The organism is Luteimonas sp. Soil_C_5 (assembly GCF_057656615.1).
Genome location: NZ_JBDGKA010000008.1, coordinates 1 through 20,075 on the forward strand (window position 1 = coordinate 1; position 20,075 = coordinate 20,075).

The window sequence follows — 20,075 nt, forward strand, 5'->3', positions numbered from 1 at the left end:
AAGCAGAAGCAGAAGCAGAAGCAGAAGCAGAAGCAGAAGCCAGTACTCGTCATTCCCGCGAAGGCGGGAATCCAGGGACTTTGGATCTGAAGGCCGCAACGTCCTTGGATTCCCACCTTCGCGGGAATGACGGCAGGGCAATCGAAGCCAAGATCGAGCCGAAGCGGAAGCGGAAGCAAGCGAGGGCAAGACCGCAGCGGGACTGAGACCCGAACCTCAATCCGGCACACGTCACATGCCACGAGAGGGCAAGCCGGGTGCGCCGCCTTTGGCCACGCATAAATCAAACAGCGCCGTCACCCTGCGACGCTCAACAGGCGGATGTCGGGTCAGGCGGGAATCCAGAGCCCTGGGCATCCGCCGCTCACCCGGCCGGACAGGCGCCCAACCCACAGACAACCCCAACGCCAACCCCGACGAAGCGGCCCGCCGCACCTTCGCCAGAGCCCGCGCCGCGGCCAACGCCCGCACGCGAACCAGCACGTATCGCCTGCCGGCCCCCCGACCCCATGCAGTACGATGAGCACCCCTCGCGGCAGCCGCCGCGGGGCGATCCCGAGACTGGAATACGCGGCAATGACGATTCGGAACGTGGGAGCCGGCCACGGCTGGAAGTGGCTCGTGCAGGCGGTCAACGTGGGCCGTGGCAATCCCCGTGCGGTCTATGGCGCGATCGCCATCGTCGCCCTGCTGGCGCTGCTGCCCAGCGTGCTGCAGCTGGTGTTGCAGGTCGCGTTCGGGCTCGATCCGCAGGCACAGCTGGCGGTCATCGGCGCGACCACGCTGCTGTCGATCCTGATCTATCCGCTGCTGATCGGCGGCGTGATGCGGGTGATCGATGCGGTCGAGAACGGGCGCCCGGCGCAGGCCGGTGATGTGTTCTCGACGTTCTCGCCCGATGCCGGCGGCGGACGCCTGGTCGGTTTCGGCCTGCTGATGGGCGTGCTCTACATCGCCACCTTCTATCTGCTGGTCAGCGTGTTCGGCGAAGGCGTGCCGGAGTGGTACCTGGAAGTGATGACGCTGTCGCAGGACATGGGCGCGCAGGGCGGATCGCCCGCGGCGCCGCCCGAGCTGCCGATGCCGCCTGCCGGGATCGGCCTGCTGATGGCGCTCGGCCTGCTGGTCGGCATCTACTACGCCACCGTGTATGCGATCGGCCTGGCCCAGGTGGCACTGGGCGATCGCCCGGTCATGCAGGCGTTCCGCGATGGCCTGTCCGGTGCGCTGAAGAACGTGCTGCCGGTGATGGTGGTGGCGGCGATCTCGATGGCCGGCGGCTTCGCGCTGATGCTGGTGTTCGGCCTGATCGTGGTGATGATCAGCGTGGTCGCCAACCTGGTGCATCCGGCGCTGGCGGGAGTGCTGGTGCTGCCGCTGTACATGGCGCTGTTGCTGGTGCTCTACGTCGTGATGTTCGGCGTGATGTACGCGATGTGGCGCGACATCTGCGGCGTGCCGACGTCGGGCGGCACCGATGGTGCGGCGTCGCCGCCGGGCCAGATCGAACTCTGAGGCTCAGCCGGCCAGCGCCGCGTCCAGCGCGCTGGCCAGGCTCTGGTCGACGGCGCGCAGCAGCAGCGCCAGCAGCAGGAAGAACGCCGGCAGTTGCAGGGCGAGCCACAGCCGCACCGCGATGGGCAGCGGCCGGTCGTCCACCTGCACCACCCGAGTTCCCGCAATGCGGTCATGCAGGGCCTGGTGGCGCGGCGCCAGGCCGGCCAGCGCGTGTCCGATATTGAGGCTGAGCCAGGACAGCAGCCCGGCGCCCTGGCGCAGGGCGGCGCGTGCGAAATGGGGCGCACAGCCGTCGTCGTCGATCACGCGCAGGGCGAGCAGGCGCTTGCCGGGCGTCGCCTGCCAGGGGCCGCCTTCGAACGCGGTGAACCAGACCAGCGACAGCAGCGCGAACGCCAGCATCGGGATGAGGACGAGCGCGCTCGTGGCGGCGGCCAGTGCGCTCACCGCGCCGTGCAGCGCAGGATCGACCATCCAGGTGCGCGCCAGTTCCAGCGGCGTCGCGCCGGTGTCGAGCGCGGCCTGCATCGTGCCGGCCATGGTCCGGGTCAGGCCATCGAGTGCGTGGCCGGCGGTGCCCAGCGCGCCTAGCAGCCAGCGGTGCAGGCACGCGACCACCAGCAGGCCGATCGCCGCGGCGTCCAGCGACCAGGCCGCATAGCGCCGGATCAGGGAAGCCGGAGGCGGCGCCGGCGCCGGGTTCATGTCCGGTCGTCGCGCAGCGGTTCGGGCTTCGGCGCGAGCAAGCGTGCGGCGATGATGCCGGCCTCGTACAGCAGGCACATCGGAATCGCGAGCATCAGCTGCGACACCACATCGGGCGGGGTGATGATCGCCGCCAGCACGAACACGCCGACGATCGCGTACCCGCGCGCCTCGCGCAGCTGGTCGGTGGTCACCCAGCCCATCAGCACCAGGATCACCAGCGCGACCGGCAGCTCGAAGCTCATGCCGAACGCCAGGAAGATCACCAGCACGAAATCGAGGTAGGCGTTGATGTCGGTCATCATCGACACGCCCTCGGGCGTGACCATGGTGAGGAAGCGGAACACCGACGGCAGCACGAGGAAGAACGCGAACGCGCAGCCGATGTAGAACAGCGCGACGGCCGAGGCCAGCAGGGGCATCGCCAGCCGCTTCTCGCGCTTGTACAGACCCGGCGCGACGAACGCCCAGGCCTGGTAGAGCAGCCACGGCATGGTCACGACCAGCGCGGTGAAGAACGCGAGTTTCAGCGGCGCGAAGAACGGCGAGGCGACCTCGATCGCGATCAGATGCGCGCCTTCGGGCAGCTTGTCGAGCAGCGGCTGGGCCAGCATGCCGTAGAGCTTGTTGGAGAACGGCAGCAGGCACAGCAGCACGATGCCGGTGCCGGCCAGGCCGCGCATCAGACGCATGCGCAGCTCGATCAGATGATCGATCAGGCTGCCGTCGCCGGTGTCGTCCTCAGCGTGCAGGGCCATCGCCGGGATCCTGGGAGGGCGGGGTGTCCGATGCCCCGGTCACGGTGACCGGCGGTGTCGTCGGATCAGCGGCGATCGCGCCGTCGGGCAGGGGCGCGTCGTGTTCGCCGCGCGGCGGATCGCCGGGCATGCGCCGCGCCGATTCCACCAGATCCTCGGTGCCGCGGCGGGCCTGGTCGACGCCATCGCGGACCCGGTCGCCCGCATCGCGCAGCTGGGTGCCGACATCGGCGATCGATTGCTTGGCCTCGCGCACGCTGCGCTTGAGGTCTTCGGCTTCCAGTTCACGCTCGAGTTCGGATTTGACCGAATACCACTGCGTGCGGGCGCGCCGGATCCAGACGCCGGCGAAACGCGCGGCCTTGGGAAGACGTTCGGGGCCCAGGACGACCAAGGCGACCAGCGCGATGATCAGGAGCTCGCCGGTACCGATACCGAACATCTGTGCAGCAGGTGCCGCGCGTCAGCGCGGGACGTTGTCGTCGTGACGCGTGCGCTCGGTCGACGCCGGGTCCTTCGAACGATCATCGAGACGCTCGGGCGTCTCGTCGTCGTGCACGCCTTTCTTGAAGCCCTTGACCGCCTCGCCGAGGTCGCGACCCGCGCCGCGCAGCCGCTTGGTGCCGAACACCAGCAGGACGACGAGCAGGACGATGAGCCAATGCCAGATGCTGAAACTGCCCATGGCGGTACCGGTGAAGTCGGGTGGACGTGGAGGATACCGCAACCGGCCATGCAGACCGGTCGCGGTGTCCGGGTGTTCACCATTCGGGCAGCGGTTCGGCCTGCGCCGGACGGTCGTCGACGGTCTCGAATGCCTGCGGCTGCGGATCACCCTGCTGCATCGGCACCGTGGTCGCTTCCGGCACGCCGCTGATCGCAGGTGCGGCGGCCGGCGCCTGCGCGGGACTGCGCGCGGTGGGCACCGCGCTGCCGCCGCGGGCGACGCGCGCGGTCGCGCTGGCTTCCTCGAGCCGGTCGCGGAAATCCACCACCGCGTTCGAAGGCTGCTGGCCGGGACGGTTTTCGAGGATCGCGCGCGGCGTCGTGGTGTTGCCGTAGACGGCGATGTTGGCGGCGTCGTCGATCTGCAGCACCGCGCCGTCCAGCGACACGCCGGCGAACAAACCGCGCGCACGCGACCACGACCAGATCTCCGCCTTGAGCTGGCCATCGGTCAGCGCGGCGGCGTTGCGGCCCACCGGGCCGGCGGCGACGCCGGCATCGGCGCCGAGGGTGAACTTGCCGTTGACGATCGATTCCAGGCTGCGTTCGTTGCGGAACACCAGCACCACGTCCGACGACTGCACGCCGGCCTGGAAGCCGATGCTGCCGCCGGTCAGGCGCACGAAGGCGGGGTTGGACCAGGTGCCGTCGGCGGTGCGCACCGACATCAGGCCATGACCGCGGCGTCCGCCGATGATCAGGCCCGCCTTGACGGTGTCGGGAATGACGACGATCGCGCGGGCCTCGTCGAGCAGCTTGTCCGGAATGCCGGATTCGGGAATCGCTTGGATCTCGCCGAGGACGCGCACGGCGTTCTGCGCGCGGGCGTCTTCGCGAGGACCTGCGAAGGCGGCGCCGGCGGCGAGCGAAACGCCCAGGGCGAGGGCCAGCAGCGTGCGGGGGCGGCGGATCGTGATCATGCAGGCTCCAGAAGCGGCGGCTGCCGCAGGTCGAACGGGTGAGGCGGGACGGGTCGCACGAGGGCGCCCGGCAGAATCGGACCGCGTGGATCGTGCAAAGTTCAGGCTAGTGACGACCGAATGAATCGAGGGTGAGTCCATCCGGCACGCATCGGCCTGCCCCGCGCATGCGGAACGCCTGCCATCCTATGCGCATGCACACGCCGACTCCCGCTTCCGACCCGCAGCCGCCCGCCCTCGTCCTGGTCAATCTCGGCACGCCCGACGCGCCGACCCCGAAGGCGGTCCGCCGTTACCTAGCCGAATTCCTGCACGACCATCGCGTGGTCGCGCTGACCCGCTGGCTGTGGTGCCCGATCCTGCATTTCGTGATCCTGCCGTTCCGCTCGCCGCGCGTCGCGAAGCTCTATGCCGGCGTGTGGATGGAGGAGGGATCGCCGCTGGCCGTGCACACCCGGCGGCTGGCGACGGCGGTGCAGACGGAGATGCCGGACGCGCATGTCGTGCATGCGATGCGCTACGGCAATCCGTCGCTGCGCAGCGTGCTGACACGCCTGCGTGACGCGGGCCATGCGCGGGTGCAGGTGCTGCCGCTGTATCCGCAGTACTCGACGACGACGACGGCATCGGTCGGCGACGTCGTCGACGAGATCTTCGGCGCCACGGGCATCGCGCGGATGCGCGACGACTATCACCTCGATCCGGACTGGGTCGACGCCGTGGCCGGATCGATCCGCGCGCACTGGGACACGCATGGTCGCGGCGAGCGCCTGCTGTTCTCTTTCCACGGCATTCCGCAGCGGCTGGCCGATGCCGGCGATCCGTATCCCCTGCAGTGCCGCGCGAGCTTCGATGCGATCGTGCAGGCACTGGGCCTCGCGCCGGACGCGGCGATGCTGACCTACCAGTCGCGCTTCGGCCGCGAGCCCTGGCTGCAGCCCTACACCGACGACACGCTCAAGGCGTTGGGCGGCGAGGGCATCCGCACGATCGACGTCGTGTGTCCGGGGTTCGCGGTGGACTGTCTGGAAACGCTGGAGGAGATCGCGCTGCAGAACGCGGAAGTGTTCCACGCACACGGCGGCCAGGACCTGCGCTACATCCCCTGCCTCAACGACGCACCGTCGCATGCGCGCGCGCTGGCCACACTGGCGCGTCGCGATCTGGCGGTGGGCGCATGAGCGGCGCCGCACAGGTGCAGTCGTTCGAGGTCGAGATCGGCATCGGCACCGTGCGCGGCTTGCGGTTCGGGTCCGCCGGTGGCCGTCGCGTGCTCGCGCTGCACGGCTGGCTCGACAATGCCGCGAGTTTCGTGCCGCTGGCCGCGCAGCTGCAGGGTCTGGACATCGCCGCGCCGGACCTGCCCGGGCACGGTCGCAGCGTGCACATGCCGCCCGGCACCGACTACACCTTCGTCGGCGCCGTGCACCAGGTGCTCGATGTCGCCGATGCACTGGGCTGGGACCGCTTCGCGCTGCTCGGCCATTCGATGGGGGCGGGCATCGCCAGCCTGGTGGCGGCCGCGGTGCCGGAACGCATCGAACGTCTGGTCGCGATCGAGGCGCTGGGCGCCTTGCCCGAGACCATCGAGCAGACCGTGCCGCGCCTGCGCGATGCGGTCGCCTCGGCGCGTGGCCTGTCGCAGCGCCCGCTGCGCGTGTTTCCGGATCTCGATGCGCCCGTGCGCGCACGGATGCGGGTCAACGGACTGTCGGAGACCACGGCGCGCCTGCTGGTCGAACGCGGCGTGCGCGCTGTCGAAGGCGGCCACGTCTGGTGCAGCGATCCGCGGCTCACGGTCCCCACCGCGGTGCGCATGACCGGCGGCCAGGCCGATGCACTGGTGGCCGGCATCGAATGCCCGACCCGGGTGATCTACGCCGATCCGCCGCAGCCCTATCTGCCCGAACCCGATCGCACGCGACGTGCGCGGCTGCTGCCCGACGGCGATCTGGCGGTCATCGCCGGTGGCCATCATCTGCACATGGAACAGCCCGACGAGGTGGCCGCGGCGATCGGCGATTTCCTGTTGCGTACGGACTGAGGGTTCTCGCCGTTGCGCGCACGGCAGACGCCGCGTGCGTCAGCCGCCGAGCAGCGTATGCAGGTCGCCCTTCAGCCGGCGGCCGTGGTCGCGGAAATAGTCGCGCGCATCGCGCCAGGCCGGGCAGCGCGCTTCGACTTCGCGCCAGAACGACCGCGAATGGTCGGCGTGGATCAGATGGCAGAGTTCGTGCACCAGCACGTACTCGAACGCCGAGGGCGCGCCCAGCAGCAGCGCCAGATCCAGGGTCAGGGTGCCGTCGGGGGCCAGCGAGCCCCACTGCGAGGACATCACCTTCAGCCGCACCCGTGAGGGCGTACGCGGCAGACCGGACAGGTAGGCGGGCATCCAGCGGGCGATGTCCGCACGCGCCTGCGCCTCGTAGAACTCGCGCAGCGCACGACGCAGCGCTGCAGGGCCGGCGTGTTCGGGCGCGGCGAAGACGATCGTGCCGTCCTCGCGCAGCCGCGCATGGCTGTAGCGGCCGGCCTCCCACTGCACCGGGCAGAGCGCGTCGCGCAGCGGCAGGTGCGTGGTCAGGGCGCGGTCGAGCGGCAGCGCATCGCCGTGTTCGGCCAGCTGCGCGGCCAGCCAGCCGCGGTGTTCGCGCAGGAAGGCATCGCCGGCGACCAGGCTCGCGCGCAGCGGCAGCGTCAGCCGCGCGCCGCGTTCGCTGACGCTCAAGCGGATCCGCCGGGCCCGCGGGTCGCGCACGCGGGCCACTTCGATCTCGCGACCGTCCTCGAGCGTCAGACGGAGCGAGTCGCGCTGGATCGAAGCGGGCTTCGCGGAACGCGACAACAGGCGCGACAGGGACGGCATGCGCGGATTGTATGCGCTGCGTGTCGTGCGCCCGGCATTGACGTCGCGGGCCGACGCGAATCCACCTAACCCGTCATTCCCGCTTTCGCGGGAATGACGAAAAACACCGAAGCAGGGCCGAAGAGCGAACTAACCGCTTTTACTCCGCCTTCGACAGCTTCAATGCGCCTTCGAGCACCTTGAACAGGCGTTTGAACTCGCCGCGCATCAGCGCGAAGCGGGCGTCGAGCTCGGCGCGCATGTCGTCGTTGTCGGTGTTCTCGAGCGTATCGAGCGCGCCGTCGAGGAGCTTGAACTTGCGCACGATCAGATCCTCGCCGAGCACGAACGAGACGTGGTCGTCGAGATTGAGCGCGAGCTTGGTGACCTGCTTGCCGGCATCGAGATGGCGCGTGATTTCCTCGCACTGCAGATCCTGACGCTGGCAGCGCACGATCGCGCCCTGGTCGGACGGATCCTTGAGCTCGCATTCCTCGCCCAGCGTCAGACCGTCGGGCAGCGGTTCGCCGGCGATCCAGCCGGTCATCACGCCACGGGGCGAGATTTCCGCGTTGAGCGGCAGCGCGGGAAAGCTTCCCAGCGCGGTGCGGATCTGCGACACCAGGTTTTCCGCACTCTTGCGGCTGGAGGAGTTCACTGCGACCACGCCGTGTTCGAGGTCGATCAGCGCGTCGCTGCGCACCGGCTTCACGAATGCACGTGGCATCAGTTCCTGCAGCAGGTCGTCCTTCATCTGCTTGCGCATCTTGCCGCCGGGCTTGCGGCCCTGCTTTTCCTCGAATTCCTCGATGCGCCGCGACAGCAGCTCATTGACCACCGGGCCGGGCAGGATCTTCTCTTCGCCGCCGACGGTGACCCAGATGGTGTCCTCGATGCGGTGCGCCATGACGTCGGCGTCGCGGCTGATCGGCGAGACGAAACCGTGCGAGGACATCTCCAGCGGACCGACCGGCTTGAGCGGGAATTCCGCCAGACGCGCGTCGAGTTCGGACAGGTCGAGATTGGTGGGGAAGCGGAACAGGGTCAGATTGCGAAAGAACATGGGGCTGATAATTCCAGTGGAAGAGGAGAAGGACGTCGCACGGAAGCGGTGGACATCAGAAATGGCGTGATAGGTGACTGGTCAGGGCGTGAGCAGCCGTGGACGGCCAATCCCGCGTCGACGCGGCGCGGATGGCGGTGTTCATGCTTCCCGCATCGCGATGTCGATCGGGGCGTCCTGCGCGTCGGGCAACCAGGCGTCGACCGCGGCGGGCGCCGCGCCCGCACCGGGCATGCGGAAATCGAACAGCGCCGGATCGCTGAGCTGCGACGGGCTGACATTGCCCAGCGAGCGCGCGATCGTCTCGATGCGGCCGGGCGTCTCCCGCTCCCAGGCATCCAGCATCTTCTGGACCTGTTTGCGCTGCAGGTTCTCCTGCGAGCCGCACAGATTGCAGGGGATGATCGGGAACGCCTTGGCCTGTGCATACGCGGCGATGTCGGCTTCGGCCGCGTAGGCCAGCGGACGGATCACGACATGCTGGCCGTCATCGCTGCGCAGTTTCGGCGGCATGCCGCCGAGCTTCGCGTGGAAGAACATGTTCAGGAAGAACGTCGCGACCAGATCATCGCGATGGTGGCCGAGCGCGATCTTCGTGAATCCGTGCTGCGCCGCGTGGTGATACAGCGCGCCGCGACGCAGGCGCGAGCACAGCGAACACATCGTCTTGCCTTCCGGGATCACCCGGCTGACGACCGAATAGGTGTCCTGTTCGATGATGTGGAAATCGACGCCGCGCGATGCCAGATACTCCGGCAGCACATGTGCGGGAAATCCGGGCTGCTTCTGGTCGAGGTTGACCGCGGTGATCGAGAACGTCACAGGCGCCTTCGACTGCAGCTGCAACAGGATGTCGAGCAGGGTGTAGCTGTCCTTGCCACCCGACAGGCACACCATCACCTGGTCGCCGTCCTCGATCATGCCGAAGTCGGCGATCGCGCGGCCCATCTGGTGGCGCAGCCGCTTGCCCAGCCTGTGCACCCCCGCCGCGTCACGGCGCGGATCGTGCGCGCGCGGCAGCGGTTCGTGCAGGGGCAGGACGGTACTCATCGCGCCAGTTTACCGGGCGCTCCAGGCGGACGTACGGCAACGTCTCCGCGACCGCGCGCCAACATGCGCCGTGCAAGGCTGTGACGCCATTCCTGTTGAACGGAGAGCGCCATGTCGCGCATCGTCATCATCGGCGGCCATGGCCGCGTCGCCCTGCAGTTGGCCCAGCGCCTCACCGGAAGCGGACACGCCGTGACCGCGCTGTTCCGCAACGCGGCCCACCGCGACGCCGTCGCTGGCACCGGCGCCACGCCGGTCGTTTTCGATATTGAGCACGCGCAGACCGATGCCATCGCGGCGCAGCTCGTCGCCCACGACGCCGTGGTCTGGTCGGCCGGTGCAGGCGGTGGCGATGCTGCGCGCACGTATGCGGTCGACCGCGATGCGGCGATCCGCTCGATCGATGCCGCGGCCATTGCCGGCGTACGGCGCTACATCATGGTGTCCTACATCGGCGCGGGCTTCGATCACGGCATCGCGCCGGACGACGGCTTTTTCGCCTATGCGCAAGCGAAAGCCGCAGCCGACGCGCACCTGCGCGACAGCGCACTGGACTGGACGATCCTCGGTCCGGGCCGGCTGACCGATGACGCCGGCAGTGGCCGTGTCGCCGATGGTGCGAATGCCGACAGCGGCACGCCGGTCTCGCGCGCAAATGTGGCGGCGGTCGCAGCCGCAGTGCTGGATGCGGCGGGCACGGTGGGCGGGACGCTGGATTTCGTGGATGGCGACGTGCCGATCGAGACCTTCGTCGGCGGCGACTGATCGCGCGACACGGCGGCTGTGTTCGTCATTCCCGCGAAGGCGGATGCGCCTCACAACAGCCGAATGGCTGGTCAATCCAGTGCCTTTGCTCTCAATGGTTGGAGAGTCACTGAATTGATCAGTCATTCGGATGTTTAGAGGCGTATCCGCTTTCGCGGGAATAACGACCTTCTCATCGTTGCGTTAATGCCACGGTGCGGCGCGCGGCCGTAGACTGCACGCCGATCGCGCGACTGCCTATTGCAGCAAGCGCGTTCTCAACGATCTTCCAGGAGCGCAATGACGTGAAGTACTGAACCGACATCGAGTCCGACGACCCCTCCGGGTCGCGTCCCCGTGTTTGCGAGGTGCTTCCATGTCCGTGCCCGTCTCGTCGACGCTATCCGCGTCGCTGTCCCTCTCTGCTTCCGTCGTGCCCGCGCTGCGCGCCCGCGGCCTGTCCGCTGCGCGCGACGACGGCAGCGTGCTCTACGACGATCTCGCGCTGGTGCTGCACGACGGCCCCAGTGGGCTGGTCGGCGCCAATGGCGTCGGCAAATCCACGCTGCTCCGGCAACTCGCCGATGGCGCTCGCGCTGGCACGGTCGAGGTGGCCGGGGGACTGCAGCTGCTGTCGCAGCACCCGGGTCCATTGCCGCCGCGTGTCGTCGACCTGCTCGGTCTCGGCGCGCGTTTCGATGCGCTGCACCGGCTGCTGGCGGGTCATGGCGACGCGGACGATGCGGCGTGCGTCGACGACGACTGGGCACTCGAAACGCGACTGGCGGATGCGTTCGCAGCGCTGGGCTTCACCGATCTCGCGCCAACCTCCGATCCGTCGCAGCTGTCGGGCGGGCAGTGCCAGCAGCTGAGACTGCTCGCCGCGTCGTGGTGCGATGCCCGCGTGCTGCTGCTCGACGAGCCCAGCACCTTTCTCGATGGCGACGCGTCCGCGTCCTGGTGCCGGCAGTTCCTGCACCGCGCAGGGGCGGTACTGGTCGTCACCCACGATCCCGTGTGGCTGCGCGCGATGCCGCGACTGATCGAGTTGCGCGCCGACGGGTTGCAGTGGATCGATGGCGGACTCGACGCATGGCGCGCCGCGCGCGATGCCGCACGGCGTCAGACCGAAGACGCACTCGCGCAGGCGCGGACCGATCGCTCGCGCGCGCAACGGGCGGTGGGACGTGAGCGTCAGCGGCTCGACCAGCGCCAGGCGCGCGGGCAGCGGATGCGCGAGACCAGCAACCAGTCGCCGCTGCTGCTGGACCACGCCAAGGGCAATGCCGAACGCCATGCCGGACGCGCGCGCGGCGCACTGGCCCAGCGCCTCGCCGACGGTGACACCGCCGTGCGTGACGCGTTCGCCGCGACCGATGCCACGGCTGCGCCCGAGTTCGTCGATGCCGACGTAGCCTTGCCCGCCTCTCGACGGGTGCTGCGTTTCGACGGCGCGCATCCCGTCGCCGACGCGCCGCTCCAAGCACTGACATGGGACGCGTTCGGCCCGGTGCGGATCGGGCTGGACGGGCGCAACGGCAGCGGCAAGACCACGCTGCTGCGCGCGCTGCGCGGCGAGGCGCCGCTCGCCAGCGGCACCGTCGAGGCCTGCGTGCCGGTGCAGTCGCTCGACCAGATGCTCGCCATCCTGCCCGACGCGATGCCGGCCCTCGACTGGCTGGCCTTGCGCATGCAGGCGGACACGATGGAGGTGCCGGCGACGCGGCTCGCCCTGCTCGGCCTGGCCGGTGCGCGGGCGCGCCAACCGCTGGGCCTGCTGTCGGGCGGCGAACGCATGCGCGTCGCCATCGCGGCCGCCGCGTGGGCGCAACCGGCCGCGCCGTTGCTGCTGCTCGACGAACCCGCCAGCCATCTCGATCTCGACAGTGTCGACGCGCTGGTCGCGTTGCTGCGTGGCTGGCCCGGCGCACTGGTCGTCGTCAGCCACGACCCTGCATTGCTCGATGCGCTGGCACTGACCCACCGCCTGCACGTCGATCCTGATCGTCTCCGCCTGGACACCGTCGAGGGCTGAGCCTCCGGGCGGTCATCGGACGTGTCCCGCGTGGCAACGCACTTCCATGCGCCCCGAACGCAGACAGGCGCCTTCCGGCGCCTGTCTGTGCGTTCCCGCCTCACGCCGGTGTCGGCTGCCTCAGGGCACCCACACCAGGTTGCGGGTATTGGCATCGGTGGTGATCTCGCGCACCCGGCCGTTGCCGTCGAACTGCACCTGGAACTCGGCGAAGCTGCTCAACCAGTAACGCCACAGGTCGGCGCTCAGATCCGGGTTTTCGCTGCTGATCGGATAGCCCAGCGCCATCAGCACCTGCTCGCGGGTCATGCCGGGGGTGATCTTGGCGCGCTTGATCGCGTCCTGGATCTTGGCAGGGTAGCCGGCGATCTTGAGCGCCGGATCCTCGGTCACGACATAGCGCTTCGCGAAATCGGCCAGGCTGAGGTCGCGGCTGTAGTCGTTGCCGATCGCCTGGCGGGCGCCGTCGATGCGCACGTTGATGCGGTGGCGGCCGTGGCCGGTGACGCTGGTCGGCGTGCCCACCGGGATGATGCGCTTGCCGTTCTCGGCGTAGTTGCTGTCGCTGATCCAGCTGCCGTCGCTGCGCATGTTGCAGCACAGGAAGCCGTCGTACTTCTCCTGGGCGAAGGCGCCGGCAGGCGTGGACAGCACGGCCAGCGCGAACAGCGCGGCGGAAAGGCGGATCGGGGTCTTGCGCATCGGGACATCCTTGGCAATGCGGTCGGGGCGCCGCGAAGCGGGCGACGCGCGGAACGCTCTGCGCGGTGCGCCAGCCCCGTCTGGCGCGCCGCGCATTCTTGCAGGCCCGGTGACCGGCGCCAAGCATGGATGTCGGGGCCTTCGGGTAAGCTGGGGCCATGGCGTCCGACCCCATCGACGACAGCAGGTACGAAGACAGCGCAGGCGGTCCGCTGATCGCGCTGCGCCGCGAGCATCGCGAACTCGACACCGCGATCGAGCGGCTGCAGGCCGATCCGGCCCACGAGGAGCTCACGCTCAAGCGTCTGAAGAAACGCAAGCTGCTGCTCAAGGACGCGATCGCGCGTCTCGAATCGGCGCTGATCCCCGACGAACCCGCCTGAAGACCCGCCCTGCGCGCACCGCATCGCAGCGGGCGCAGGGCATGGCGGCTGCAGTCCTGAAGCCTCAGGCCGCGGGCGGTGCCGGCGGCACGGTGCGCACGGCTTCCGGGCTGACCTTCTCGATCGAATGCCGCAGTTCGCGGCCCAGGATCACCTTGGCATCCTTGGCCAGCACCGCGAGGCGCTCGTCGAACACCAGCTTGCTGTTGCCGTCCAGCTTGACCAGGCCCAGTTCGCGCAGCTTCTGGATGAAGCCGCGGAACAGCGACTTGTCGAAGAACTCCGGCGCGGCCGGCGCGTACAGCAGCGACAGGCGCTGCGCGGCGAGCTGGCACAGGCCTTCGAGTTCACCGGCGCCCAGCGTGCCCGGGCCATTCTTGGCCAGCACCGAGATCGCGATGTAGTAGCGCTCGAACGCCTGCTGCAGCGGATGGCTCAGCGCGCGCAGGCGGAACACCTCGTCGGTCTGGCCGGCGTTGCGTGCGAACACTTCGCCATCGTCGGCGCTGGCCAGTTCCAGCAGGCCTTCGCGCACGAACACGTCGAACGTGCGCTCGATGCGTTCGGCGAAACCGTCCTCGTCCCAGGGCAGGAAGAGTTCGGCCTGCAGGAACGGATACATCGTCCGCCCCAGGCGCAGCACCGTGTGCCGGTTCATGCGCCGGTTGTGCAGGAAGCAGCACGCGATCCAGGCCGACGCCGTATGCAGGTGCAGCACATTGTTGCGGTAGTAGGTCAGCAGCACCGCCTGCTCGTCGTCGACGCGCAGCACGTCGCCCAGCGGATGCGCGACGCGCTCCAGCACGCCGATCTCCTCGCCGTGCGCGACGATCTCGGCCGGCGTGTGGGGCGTGATCGTCACCCGGTCAGAGTACGGCACTTCGGCCAGCATCTGCTTGGACAGCGCGATCTGCGCCAGCAGGTCGGCCTCGCCCATCGCGTGCTTGGGCGTCGACAGCAGCGCCATCGCCAGCAGGTTGATCGGGTTCACGTCCGCGGCGCGGTTGATGTTGACGTGGATGCGCTGCGCGAGTTCGGCGACCGTACTGGCCAGCCACGCCGGCTTCTCGTCTTCCGACACCGGGCCGCCGTCCCATTCGGGCGCCAGCTCGGCGAGCACATCACTGAGATGGATGGGCTCGCCGAAGTTCACCACCACCTGGCCGAAGTTCGAGCGCAGCACCTTGGGGATGCTCCACAGCAGCTGCCAGATCGATTCCTTCTTCTTCTGCTTGCCCGACAGCTCGTCGAGATAGCTGCCGCCTTCCATCAGCTTTTCGTAGCCGATGTAGACCGGCTGGAACAGCACCGGCTTGCGCGGCTCGCGCAGGTACGCGCGCAGCGTCATCACCAGCGCACCGCCCTTGGGCGGCAGCAGGCGCCCGGTACGCGAGCGGCCGCCTTCGATGAAGTACTCGATCGAATAGCCGCCGCCGACCAGCTGCGCCATGTACTCGGAGAACACCGCCGAATACAGCGCGTTGCCGCGGAAGCTGCGGCGGGCGAAGAACGCACCGCCCTTGCGCAGCAGCGTGCCGATGACCGGCAGGTTGAGGTTCACGCCGGCGAAGATGTGCGGCGGCACGATGCCGCGGCCGTACAGCAGGTACGACAGCAGCAGATAGTCCATGTGGCTGCGGTGGCTGGGCACGTAGACGATCTCGTGCCCGGGCGCGGCTTCCTTGAAGCGGTCGAGGTGGTGCACCAGCACGCCGCGGAAGATCCGGTTCCAGACCGTGGTCAGCAGGAAGCTCGCCGAGCGCACGACCGGGTGCGAATAGTCGGCCGCGATCTCGTAGGCGTAGGCGTGCGCCTTCTTCCACGCATCCTCGGGCTTGCTGCCGTCGCGGCGCGCCTGGTCGCTGATCGCGTCCTTGACCGAGGGCGAGGCCAGCACCTTGTCGACCAGCAGGCGACGCGTGGACAGGTCCGGCCCGACGATCGCCTCGCGCACGCGGTTGAAGTGCGTGCGCAGCACGCGCGAGAGCTTGCGCACCGTGCGCTCGGGGCCGAGGTCCTCGGCCAGCAGCGGACGCACCGCGACCGGTTCGGCAAAACGCACCAGGGTGTCGCGGCCGTTGAGCAGGATCGACAGCAGACGGCGGAAACGGCCGACGATCGTCCAGTTTTCCGAGAACAGCACCGAGAACCAGCCATTGGCCTTGTCCGGCGACCGGCCGACGAAGATCGAGACCGGCACCACCTGCACATCGAGCGCGGGATCCAGCCGGTGCGCTTCGAGCAGGCGCGACAGCGATTCGGAATGCGTCGATTTGGACGGCGTCTTGCCGGTCGCCAGTGCCAGCGCGCCGCCGGCATTGCGCCGCGACAGGGCGACATAGGCCCGCTTGCGGCCCAGCGGATCGCCGGGCAACGGCTGCAGCGGCGACGGCAGGCCGGCCTCGCGGCAGGCGCGCTCGAGGATCATCGCGTTCGACAGACCGTAGTCTTCGAGCACGTAGCAGACCGGGCGGTGGTCGACCAGGGTTTCGGGCAGCTGCGGCTCGACCTTCAGCGTGATCCACGGACGCATGACGCGCGCCAGCAGGCCTGTCCACCAGGGCGCGCGGAAGGTGCGCGCACGCGGCGGCGCCAGCGGCACCGGCAACCGGTTGGCCGGCTCGGGCGACACGGGTGCGGCGGGCGGAGTCTCACCGGGGCCGGGCTCGGGCACCGGAACGTCGTCCGGGTGGGTCGGCAGTGCGGACGGGTCGGCATCGGACGCGCGGCGTGTACCGCCGCGGGGGTCCTGGCCACCCGGGAACTGCAGGGAAGGTTGGTCGGGCATCGGCGGCATTATGCCGAAGCGGGCGCGGCAGACCGCATCGGCGCACCGGCGTTCAGGGCGCAGCGGATGGCGCGGCGTCCACGGGGGCGGCCGCGGCGGCGCGCGCATGGCCCAGGAAGTCGGCGACGTACCAGCGCTCGCCGACACGGGCGACGTCGACCACCGCGTCCACCGGTCGGCCGGCCAGCATGTACTGCAGCCGCACCCGGGCGTCGTCGCCGGTCTGCTCGAGCAGGCTGGCCTTCACGCTGTCGAAGGCCAGGTCCAGATCCAGGCCGTAGCCGCGCAGCTGCTGCTTGCCGGCGGCGAACAGCGGCGACAGTGCGGTCAGGCCCGCGTCCATGCCGGCGCGGCCGAGAGCCGCGTCACTGTCGAGACCGGTCTGGCGCGCGGTGCCGACCAGGGCGGTGATCGTCGCGTGCGCCCGCTCGCGGTCCGACAGCGGCGCGCGTGCGGCCCAGTCGCTCAGGGCCGCGACCAGCTGCATGTAATGCGCGCGCTCGGCATCGCTGAAGGCGCCGTCGTGTTCGAGGTACTGCGCGGCGAAGACGCCGAGCGCGATCGCCGCCGAACGCAGCTCGCGGTCGGCGCCGGCGAACTGGCGGTTGAAGGCCTGCAGCAGACCGCGTTCGGCCTGCGGCGCGGTCAGCGCGGCCAGCACGGCAGGCACCTGGCCCGACAGCGGGAACTCGGTCAGCGGCCAGCGCGAACGGCCGTCCCGCCACGCCTGGTCGAGCGGCGCGGCGAGGTCTTCGGGTACAGCGTCGCGGGCGAATGCAGCCAGATCGCCACTGCGCAGGTGCCCGGTCAGCCCGATCACCGCCTCGACGGGCGTGGCACCGCCGGTCGCGGGGACGGGCACCTCCTCGGCTTCGCGCTGGCAGGCGCCGAGCCACAGCAGCAGCGGCAGCGCGGCGGCCAGCTGCCAGCGTCGCGGAGCGTGCATGTGTTCGGCCGCGGCGTGCGCCTGCATCCGATGTCCCCTGGTCGTGGTCCGGCCGCCCATCGTGCATGGCCGACCGGAACCGGACAAGCCGCCCGGGCCCGGACGGCATGTCTAGAGGTCGCGCAGGACCCAGCCGCGCGGCGTGTCCGCGGCGCTGGCGTCGAGGGCCGCCTGGGCGATGTCCTCGGGCGAGCGGCCGGCCTTCCACGCCGCGGCGATCGCGTCCAGACGTTCACGGGTGGCCCGGGTATAGGCGCCTTCCAGCTCGTTCTGGGCATCCACGGCCAGCTTCTGCGGGTACAGCGTGCGCGCGTCGTCGCTCTGGTTGAGCAGCGCGATCATCCGCGCCAGGCTGGTGCGGAAGGTCTCGGCCGACAGTGCGGTGCGCTGGGTGCGCTGGAGATGCCAGACCGTCAGATATTCGACCGGGCCGAGCATCCGCCGCGGCGAGCCGCCGAAGAACTGGCCGGAGGCGAACGCGCTCGCATCGAGCGGACCGGTGGTGTCGGGCAACCGGGTCGCGCCCCAGGAACTCAGCGCGCCGCCGGGCAGATCCATGCGCCGCAGCGCGGTGCCGAAGGTATCGGCCAGCAGGCGCTGCGCGCGCGGATCATCGCTTTCGGCGACCACACCCAGCAGCCGCAGGAACACCGGGTAGCGGTCCTCGCCCAGACGGCGGACCAGCCGCTTGAGCACCGTCAACCGGTATTCGGGGTCGCCATGGGCCGCCAGCGCCGAAACCAGACGGTCGGCAGCGGCGCGCAGAGACTGGGCGGACGGAACGGCAGCGGTCATCACGGCGTGGAATCGAGGATCGGCTGCGGCACTTTAGCCGACCGCCCCGACGGGCTTCCCGGCACGCCGGTCCAGCCGGTTTCAGAGCAGGGCGTCGAGAACCGCGTCGGCGCCCTGGTCGGCCGCGGTCGACAGATCGAGCGCGGACAGGCGGCCTTCGAACCCGAGATCGCCGCCCAGCTGGCGGGCCCCGGCCGGCACGCCGTCCCAGGCCGCCACACACAACACATCTTCACCCGGGTCGGCCTGCGGTCCCCGCGCCGCGCCGTCCGGTACCGCATCGCCGACCGGCGCCTGACCATCCGGACCCTGGCGGCGCAGGTCGTCGAGCGCGACCTGGCTGCCCAGCCGGTCGAGGCTGGTGGCGGCGTTGAAACCGGCGTCGGAGGAGATGCTGCTCATCGTGGAATCGGGGGCGCTCGGACTGCGGGGAGACGGCCGCAACTGCGGCGATGGCGGGACTGTAACGAAGCTGCCATGGAGCGGCCATCTCGGGCTGGCCCTAGGTCGCCTGCCGGCCCGCCTCGCAGGGGCGACGCAGCTGAATCTCCGGTGGCTGCGTCGCCCGGTGCCCGCATGCCGACGGATGCGACCGACACGCTGGACCACACGCACCGGCCAACGGCCGTCTCACGGACGCATGCTAGCCTCGCCGCGGATCCCGCACGCTTCCGGAAGTCCCGATGGCCGAGCAGAACGAAGGCGCGGACAAGACCGAAAAACCGACCAGCAAGAAGCTCAAGGACGCGCGCAAGGAAGGCAATGTCGCCAAGAGCCGCGAGCTCACCGGCACGGTGCTGATCATGGGCTGGCTGGCCGGCGGCTGGATGCTGATGGGCGACATGTTCCGCCGCGTGAGCGGGCTGTTCGAACAGGCGCTGGTGGTGATGACCCAGCCCTTCGACGCTGCACTGCGCACGATCGTGCCGCTGGCGGTCCAGACCTTCCTCGCGATGACGGTGCCGCTGCTGCTGCTCGCGGTGCTGCTGGCGCTGGTCGTGGAATTCCTGCAGGTCGGGCCGGTCGCGACCATCAAGAAGGTCACGCCGGACCTGACCAAGCTCAATCCGGTCAGCGGCATCCAGAAGATGTTCTCGATGGACAACCTCGTCGAGCTGCTGAAGTCGGTGTTCAAGAGCGTCGCCCTGCTCGGCATCGGCGGCTACGTGCTGTGGGGCATGATCCCGAGCCTGCTGCACCTGCCGTTCGCACAACCGGCGGCGATCGGCAGCGCGATCTGGCATGCGCTGAAATGGATCGGCATCTGGACGATCTTCGTCTTCTTCTTCGTCTCCGCGCTCGATGCGTCGTACCAGAAGTATTCGTACATCAAGAAGCTGCAGATGAGCCGCCGCGACATCAAGCAGGAGGTCAAGGAAAACGAGGGCGACCCCTACGTGAAGCAGCGGCGCAAGCAGTTGCACCAGGAATGGTCGCAGCAGAACATGCTCAACGCCGTTCGCGGATCGAGTGTCGTCGTGACCAACCCCACCCACATCGCCGTCGCGCTGCAGTACGAGCAGGGCGTCGACGACCTGCCGCTGGTCGTCGCCAAGGGCGAAGGCCACATGGCCGAGGAGATCAAGCGCGTCGCCGAGGAATCGGGCGTGCCGATCCTGCAGAACGTGCCGCTGGCACGCGGGCTCAATGCCAAGGTCGAGATCGACGACTACATCGGCAACGACTTCTTCGAAGCCGTGGCGCAGGTGCTGTACTGGGCCGAAGGCGTGCGCATGGGCGATGCGCGACCGGCACCGCCGGAATGGGTACCGCCGGAGGATCTGGCCGAGGTCGTGGGGACGGGGGATGCGGCGCCGCCTCCGCCGCTGGCCGAGGATCCGACGGTGACCGAGCGTTTCGAGGATCCGCGGGATCCGATGCGATAGGGGGTTGCGTCTGCTTTTTTAGGCGCTAGCCGTTCGCCGTTCGCCGTTCGCTTCTGCTTCTGCTTCTGCTTCGGCTTTCGCTTTCGCTTCGGCCTTCGCTTTGCTTCTGCCTTGGCTTCGCGCGTCTGATCTTTCGAGCCGTAAAGCGAGCCGAGCATCGCAGGGCGGCGGGGCCGAAGAGCAGCCCATGTCTGAGCGCAGCGAGTTTGGG

General features: G+C 69.3%; 20 protein-coding genes. 7 read left to right on the forward strand and 13 right to left on the reverse strand.

Translation table 11 applies throughout. The features are described 5' to 3' along the window. The first annotated feature begins 576 nt into the window (after positions 1-576). Positions 577-1,515 (forward strand): hypothetical protein, encoded by a 939-nt coding sequence (locus tag AC3A5K_RS16730; RefSeq protein ID WP_487618697.1) that lies wholly within the window; start codon positions 577-579, stop codon positions 1,513-1,515. Between the two features lie 3 nt (positions 1,516-1,518). Here AC3A5K_RS16730 and AC3A5K_RS16735 read toward each other — a convergent pair whose 3' ends face one another. The 5 genes from AC3A5K_RS16735 to AC3A5K_RS16755 form a co-directional block, all read right to left on the reverse strand. Then, positions 1,519-2,223, reverse strand: a complete 705-nt coding sequence (locus AC3A5K_RS16735) for an RDD family protein (RefSeq protein WP_487618698.1) — start codon at positions 2,221-2,223, stop codon at positions 1,519-1,521. After that, on the reverse strand, positions 2,220-2,981 hold the full coding sequence (gene tatC / locus AC3A5K_RS16740) for a twin-arginine translocase subunit TatC (RefSeq protein WP_487618699.1): 762 nt from the start codon (positions 2,979-2,981) through the stop codon (positions 2,220-2,222). Before tatC ends, AC3A5K_RS16735 begins: the two co-directional genes overlap by 4 nt. Then, positions 2,965-3,423, reverse strand: coding sequence for a Sec-independent protein translocase protein TatB (gene tatB / locus AC3A5K_RS16745; protein WP_487618700.1), 459 nt, complete (start codon positions 3,421-3,423; stop codon positions 2,965-2,967). Before tatB ends, tatC begins: the two co-directional genes overlap by 17 nt. 21 nt (positions 3,424-3,444) lie before the next feature. Next, the gene (tatA, locus tag AC3A5K_RS16750; protein WP_487618701.1) at positions 3,445-3,666 is read right to left on the reverse strand and encodes a Sec-independent protein translocase subunit TatA; all 222 of its coding nucleotides are present in this window, start codon (positions 3,664-3,666) and stop codon (positions 3,445-3,447) included. Between the two features lie 76 nt (positions 3,667-3,742). Beyond that, positions 3,743-4,627 carry a lipid-binding SYLF domain-containing protein gene (locus AC3A5K_RS16755; protein WP_487618702.1) on the reverse strand — a complete coding sequence of 295 codons (885 nt, stop codon included), beginning with the start codon at positions 4,625-4,627 and terminating at the stop codon, positions 3,743-3,745. Positions 4,628-4,821: 194 nt separating this feature from the next. Here AC3A5K_RS16755 and hemH point away from each other — a divergent pair, with 194 nt between their 5' ends. Next, on the forward strand, positions 4,822-5,808 hold the full coding sequence (hemH, locus tag AC3A5K_RS16760) for a ferrochelatase (RefSeq protein ID WP_487618703.1): 987 nt from the start codon (positions 4,822-4,824) through the stop codon (positions 5,806-5,808). A 14-nt stretch (positions 5,809-5,822) separates the two neighbouring features. Beyond that, the gene (locus AC3A5K_RS16765; protein ID WP_487618716.1) at positions 5,823-6,671 is read left to right on the forward strand and encodes an alpha/beta fold hydrolase; all 849 of its coding nucleotides are present in this window, start codon (positions 5,823-5,825) and stop codon (positions 6,669-6,671) included. A gap of 39 nt (positions 6,672-6,710) precedes the next feature. Here the strand turns inward: AC3A5K_RS16765 and AC3A5K_RS16770 are convergent, their stop codons facing one another. The 3 genes from AC3A5K_RS16770 to ttcA form a co-directional block, all read right to left on the reverse strand. Beyond that, a complete protein-coding gene (locus AC3A5K_RS16770) occupies positions 6,711-7,493 on the reverse strand; it encodes a M48 family metallopeptidase (RefSeq protein WP_487618704.1) in 783 nt (260 codons plus the stop codon). Between the two features lie 139 nt (positions 7,494-7,632). Further along, the gene (locus AC3A5K_RS16775) at positions 7,633-8,535 is read right to left on the reverse strand and encodes a recombination-associated protein RdgC (protein WP_487618705.1); all 903 of its coding nucleotides are present in this window, start codon (positions 8,533-8,535) and stop codon (positions 7,633-7,635) included. Between the two features lie 141 nt (positions 8,536-8,676). Beyond that, positions 8,677-9,585 carry a tRNA 2-thiocytidine(32) synthetase TtcA gene (gene ttcA / locus AC3A5K_RS16780; RefSeq protein WP_487618706.1) on the reverse strand — a complete coding sequence of 303 codons (909 nt, stop codon included), beginning with the start codon at positions 9,583-9,585 and terminating at the stop codon, positions 8,677-8,679. A gap of 111 nt (positions 9,586-9,696) precedes the next feature. Between ttcA and AC3A5K_RS16785 the strand changes: the two genes are divergently transcribed. Beyond that, positions 9,697-10,350, forward strand: coding sequence for an NAD(P)H-binding protein (locus tag AC3A5K_RS16785; RefSeq protein WP_487618707.1), 654 nt, complete (start codon positions 9,697-9,699; stop codon positions 10,348-10,350). 355 nt (positions 10,351-10,705) lie between these two features. Beyond that, positions 10,706-12,364, forward strand: coding sequence for an ATP-binding cassette domain-containing protein (locus tag AC3A5K_RS16790; protein ID WP_487618708.1), 1,659 nt, complete (start codon positions 10,706-10,708; stop codon positions 12,362-12,364). A gap of 120 nt (positions 12,365-12,484) precedes the next feature. Here the strand turns inward: AC3A5K_RS16790 and bamE are convergent, their stop codons facing one another. Next, positions 12,485-13,066, reverse strand: a complete 582-nt coding sequence (gene bamE / locus AC3A5K_RS16795) for an outer membrane protein assembly factor BamE domain-containing protein (protein ID WP_487618709.1) — start codon at positions 13,064-13,066, stop codon at positions 12,485-12,487. A gap of 158 nt (positions 13,067-13,224) precedes the next feature. Between bamE and AC3A5K_RS16800 the strand changes: the two genes are divergently transcribed. Beyond that, a complete protein-coding gene (locus tag AC3A5K_RS16800) occupies positions 13,225-13,449 on the forward strand; it encodes a YdcH family protein (protein ID WP_487618710.1) in 225 nt (74 codons plus the stop codon). A 64-nt stretch (positions 13,450-13,513) separates the two neighbouring features. On the opposite strand, the gene plsB is transcribed toward AC3A5K_RS16800, so the two are convergent. The 4 genes from plsB to AC3A5K_RS16820 form a co-directional block, all read right to left on the reverse strand. After that, complete coding sequence (gene plsB, locus AC3A5K_RS16805; protein WP_487618711.1) at positions 13,514-16,246, reverse strand: glycerol-3-phosphate 1-O-acyltransferase PlsB; 2,733 nt, start codon at positions 16,244-16,246, stop codon at positions 13,514-13,516. Positions 16,247-16,289: 43 nt separating this feature from the next. After that, positions 16,290-17,210: a hypothetical protein gene (locus AC3A5K_RS16810; RefSeq protein WP_487618712.1), complete on the reverse strand. Its 921-nt coding sequence runs from the start codon at positions 17,208-17,210 to the stop codon at positions 16,290-16,292. Positions 17,211-17,294: 84 nt separating this feature from the next. Next, positions 17,295-17,978, reverse strand: coding sequence for a hypothetical protein (locus AC3A5K_RS16815; protein WP_487618713.1), 684 nt, complete (start codon positions 17,976-17,978; stop codon positions 17,295-17,297). Positions 17,979-18,059: 81 nt separating this feature from the next. After that, positions 18,060-18,380 (reverse strand): hypothetical protein, encoded by a 321-nt coding sequence (locus AC3A5K_RS16820; protein WP_487618714.1) that lies wholly within the window; start codon positions 18,378-18,380, stop codon positions 18,060-18,062. 281 nt (positions 18,381-18,661) lie between these two features. On the opposite strand from AC3A5K_RS16820, the gene sctU reads away from it, so the two are divergent. Further along, positions 18,662-19,864, forward strand: a complete 1,203-nt coding sequence (gene sctU, locus AC3A5K_RS16825; protein ID WP_487618715.1) for a type III secretion system export apparatus subunit SctU — start codon at positions 18,662-18,664, stop codon at positions 19,862-19,864. The last annotated feature ends 211 nt before the right edge of the window (positions 19,865-20,075 follow it).

Bases quoted from the DNA above. Each gene is read 5' to 3' on its own strand.
- AC3A5K_RS16785 (WP_487618707.1), top strand. From the start codon at position 9,697: ATGTCGCGCATCGTCATCATCGGCGGCCATGGCCGCGTCGCCCTGCAG.
- AC3A5K_RS16735 (WP_487618698.1), bottom strand. From the start codon at position 2,223: ATGAACCCGGCGCCGGCGCCGCCTCCGGCTTCCCTGATCCGGCGCTAT.
- AC3A5K_RS16730 (WP_487618697.1), top strand. From the start codon at position 577: ATGACGATTCGGAACGTGGGAGCCGGCCACGGCTGGAAGTGGCTCGTG.
- AC3A5K_RS16770 (WP_487618704.1), bottom strand. From the start codon at position 7,493: ATGCCGTCCCTGTCGCGCCTGTTGTCGCGTTCCGCGAAGCCCGCTTCG.
- sctU (WP_487618715.1), top strand. From the start codon at position 18,662: ATGGCCGAGCAGAACGAAGGCGCGGACAAGACCGAAAAACCGACCAGC.
- AC3A5K_RS16775 (WP_487618705.1), bottom strand. From the start codon at position 8,535: ATGTTCTTTCGCAATCTGACCCTGTTCCGCTTCCCCACCAATCTCGAC.
- AC3A5K_RS16790 (WP_487618708.1), top strand. From the start codon at position 10,706: ATGTCCGTGCCCGTCTCGTCGACGCTATCCGCGTCGCTGTCCCTCTCT.
- AC3A5K_RS16755 (WP_487618702.1), bottom strand. From the start codon at position 4,627: ATGATCACGATCCGCCGCCCCCGCACGCTGCTGGCCCTCGCCCTGGGC.
- ttcA (WP_487618706.1), bottom strand. From the start codon at position 9,585: ATGAGTACCGTCCTGCCCCTGCACGAACCGCTGCCGCGCGCGCACGAT.
- AC3A5K_RS16820 (WP_487618714.1), bottom strand. From the start codon at position 18,380: ATGAGCAGCATCTCCTCCGACGCCGGTTTCAACGCCGCCACCAGCCTC.
- hemH (WP_487618703.1), top strand. From the start codon at position 4,822: ATGCACACGCCGACTCCCGCTTCCGACCCGCAGCCGCCCGCCCTCGTC.
- AC3A5K_RS16800 (WP_487618710.1), top strand. From the start codon at position 13,225: ATGGCGTCCGACCCCATCGACGACAGCAGGTACGAAGACAGCGCAGGC.
- bamE (WP_487618709.1), bottom strand. From the start codon at position 13,066: ATGCGCAAGACCCCGATCCGCCTTTCCGCCGCGCTGTTCGCGCTGGCC.
- AC3A5K_RS16810 (WP_487618712.1), bottom strand. From the start codon at position 17,210: ATGCAGGCGCACGCCGCGGCCGAACACATGCACGCTCCGCGACGCTGG.
- tatC (WP_487618699.1), bottom strand. From the start codon at position 2,981: ATGGCCCTGCACGCTGAGGACGACACCGGCGACGGCAGCCTGATCGAT.
- tatB (WP_487618700.1), bottom strand. From the start codon at position 3,423: ATGTTCGGTATCGGTACCGGCGAGCTCCTGATCATCGCGCTGGTCGCC.
- plsB (WP_487618711.1), bottom strand. From the start codon at position 16,246: ATGCCGCCGATGCCCGACCAACCTTCCCTGCAGTTCCCGGGTGGCCAG.
- tatA (WP_487618701.1), bottom strand. From the start codon at position 3,666: ATGGGCAGTTTCAGCATCTGGCATTGGCTCATCGTCCTGCTCGTCGTC.
- AC3A5K_RS16815 (WP_487618713.1), bottom strand. From the start codon at position 17,978: ATGACCGCTGCCGTTCCGTCCGCCCAGTCTCTGCGCGCCGCTGCCGAC.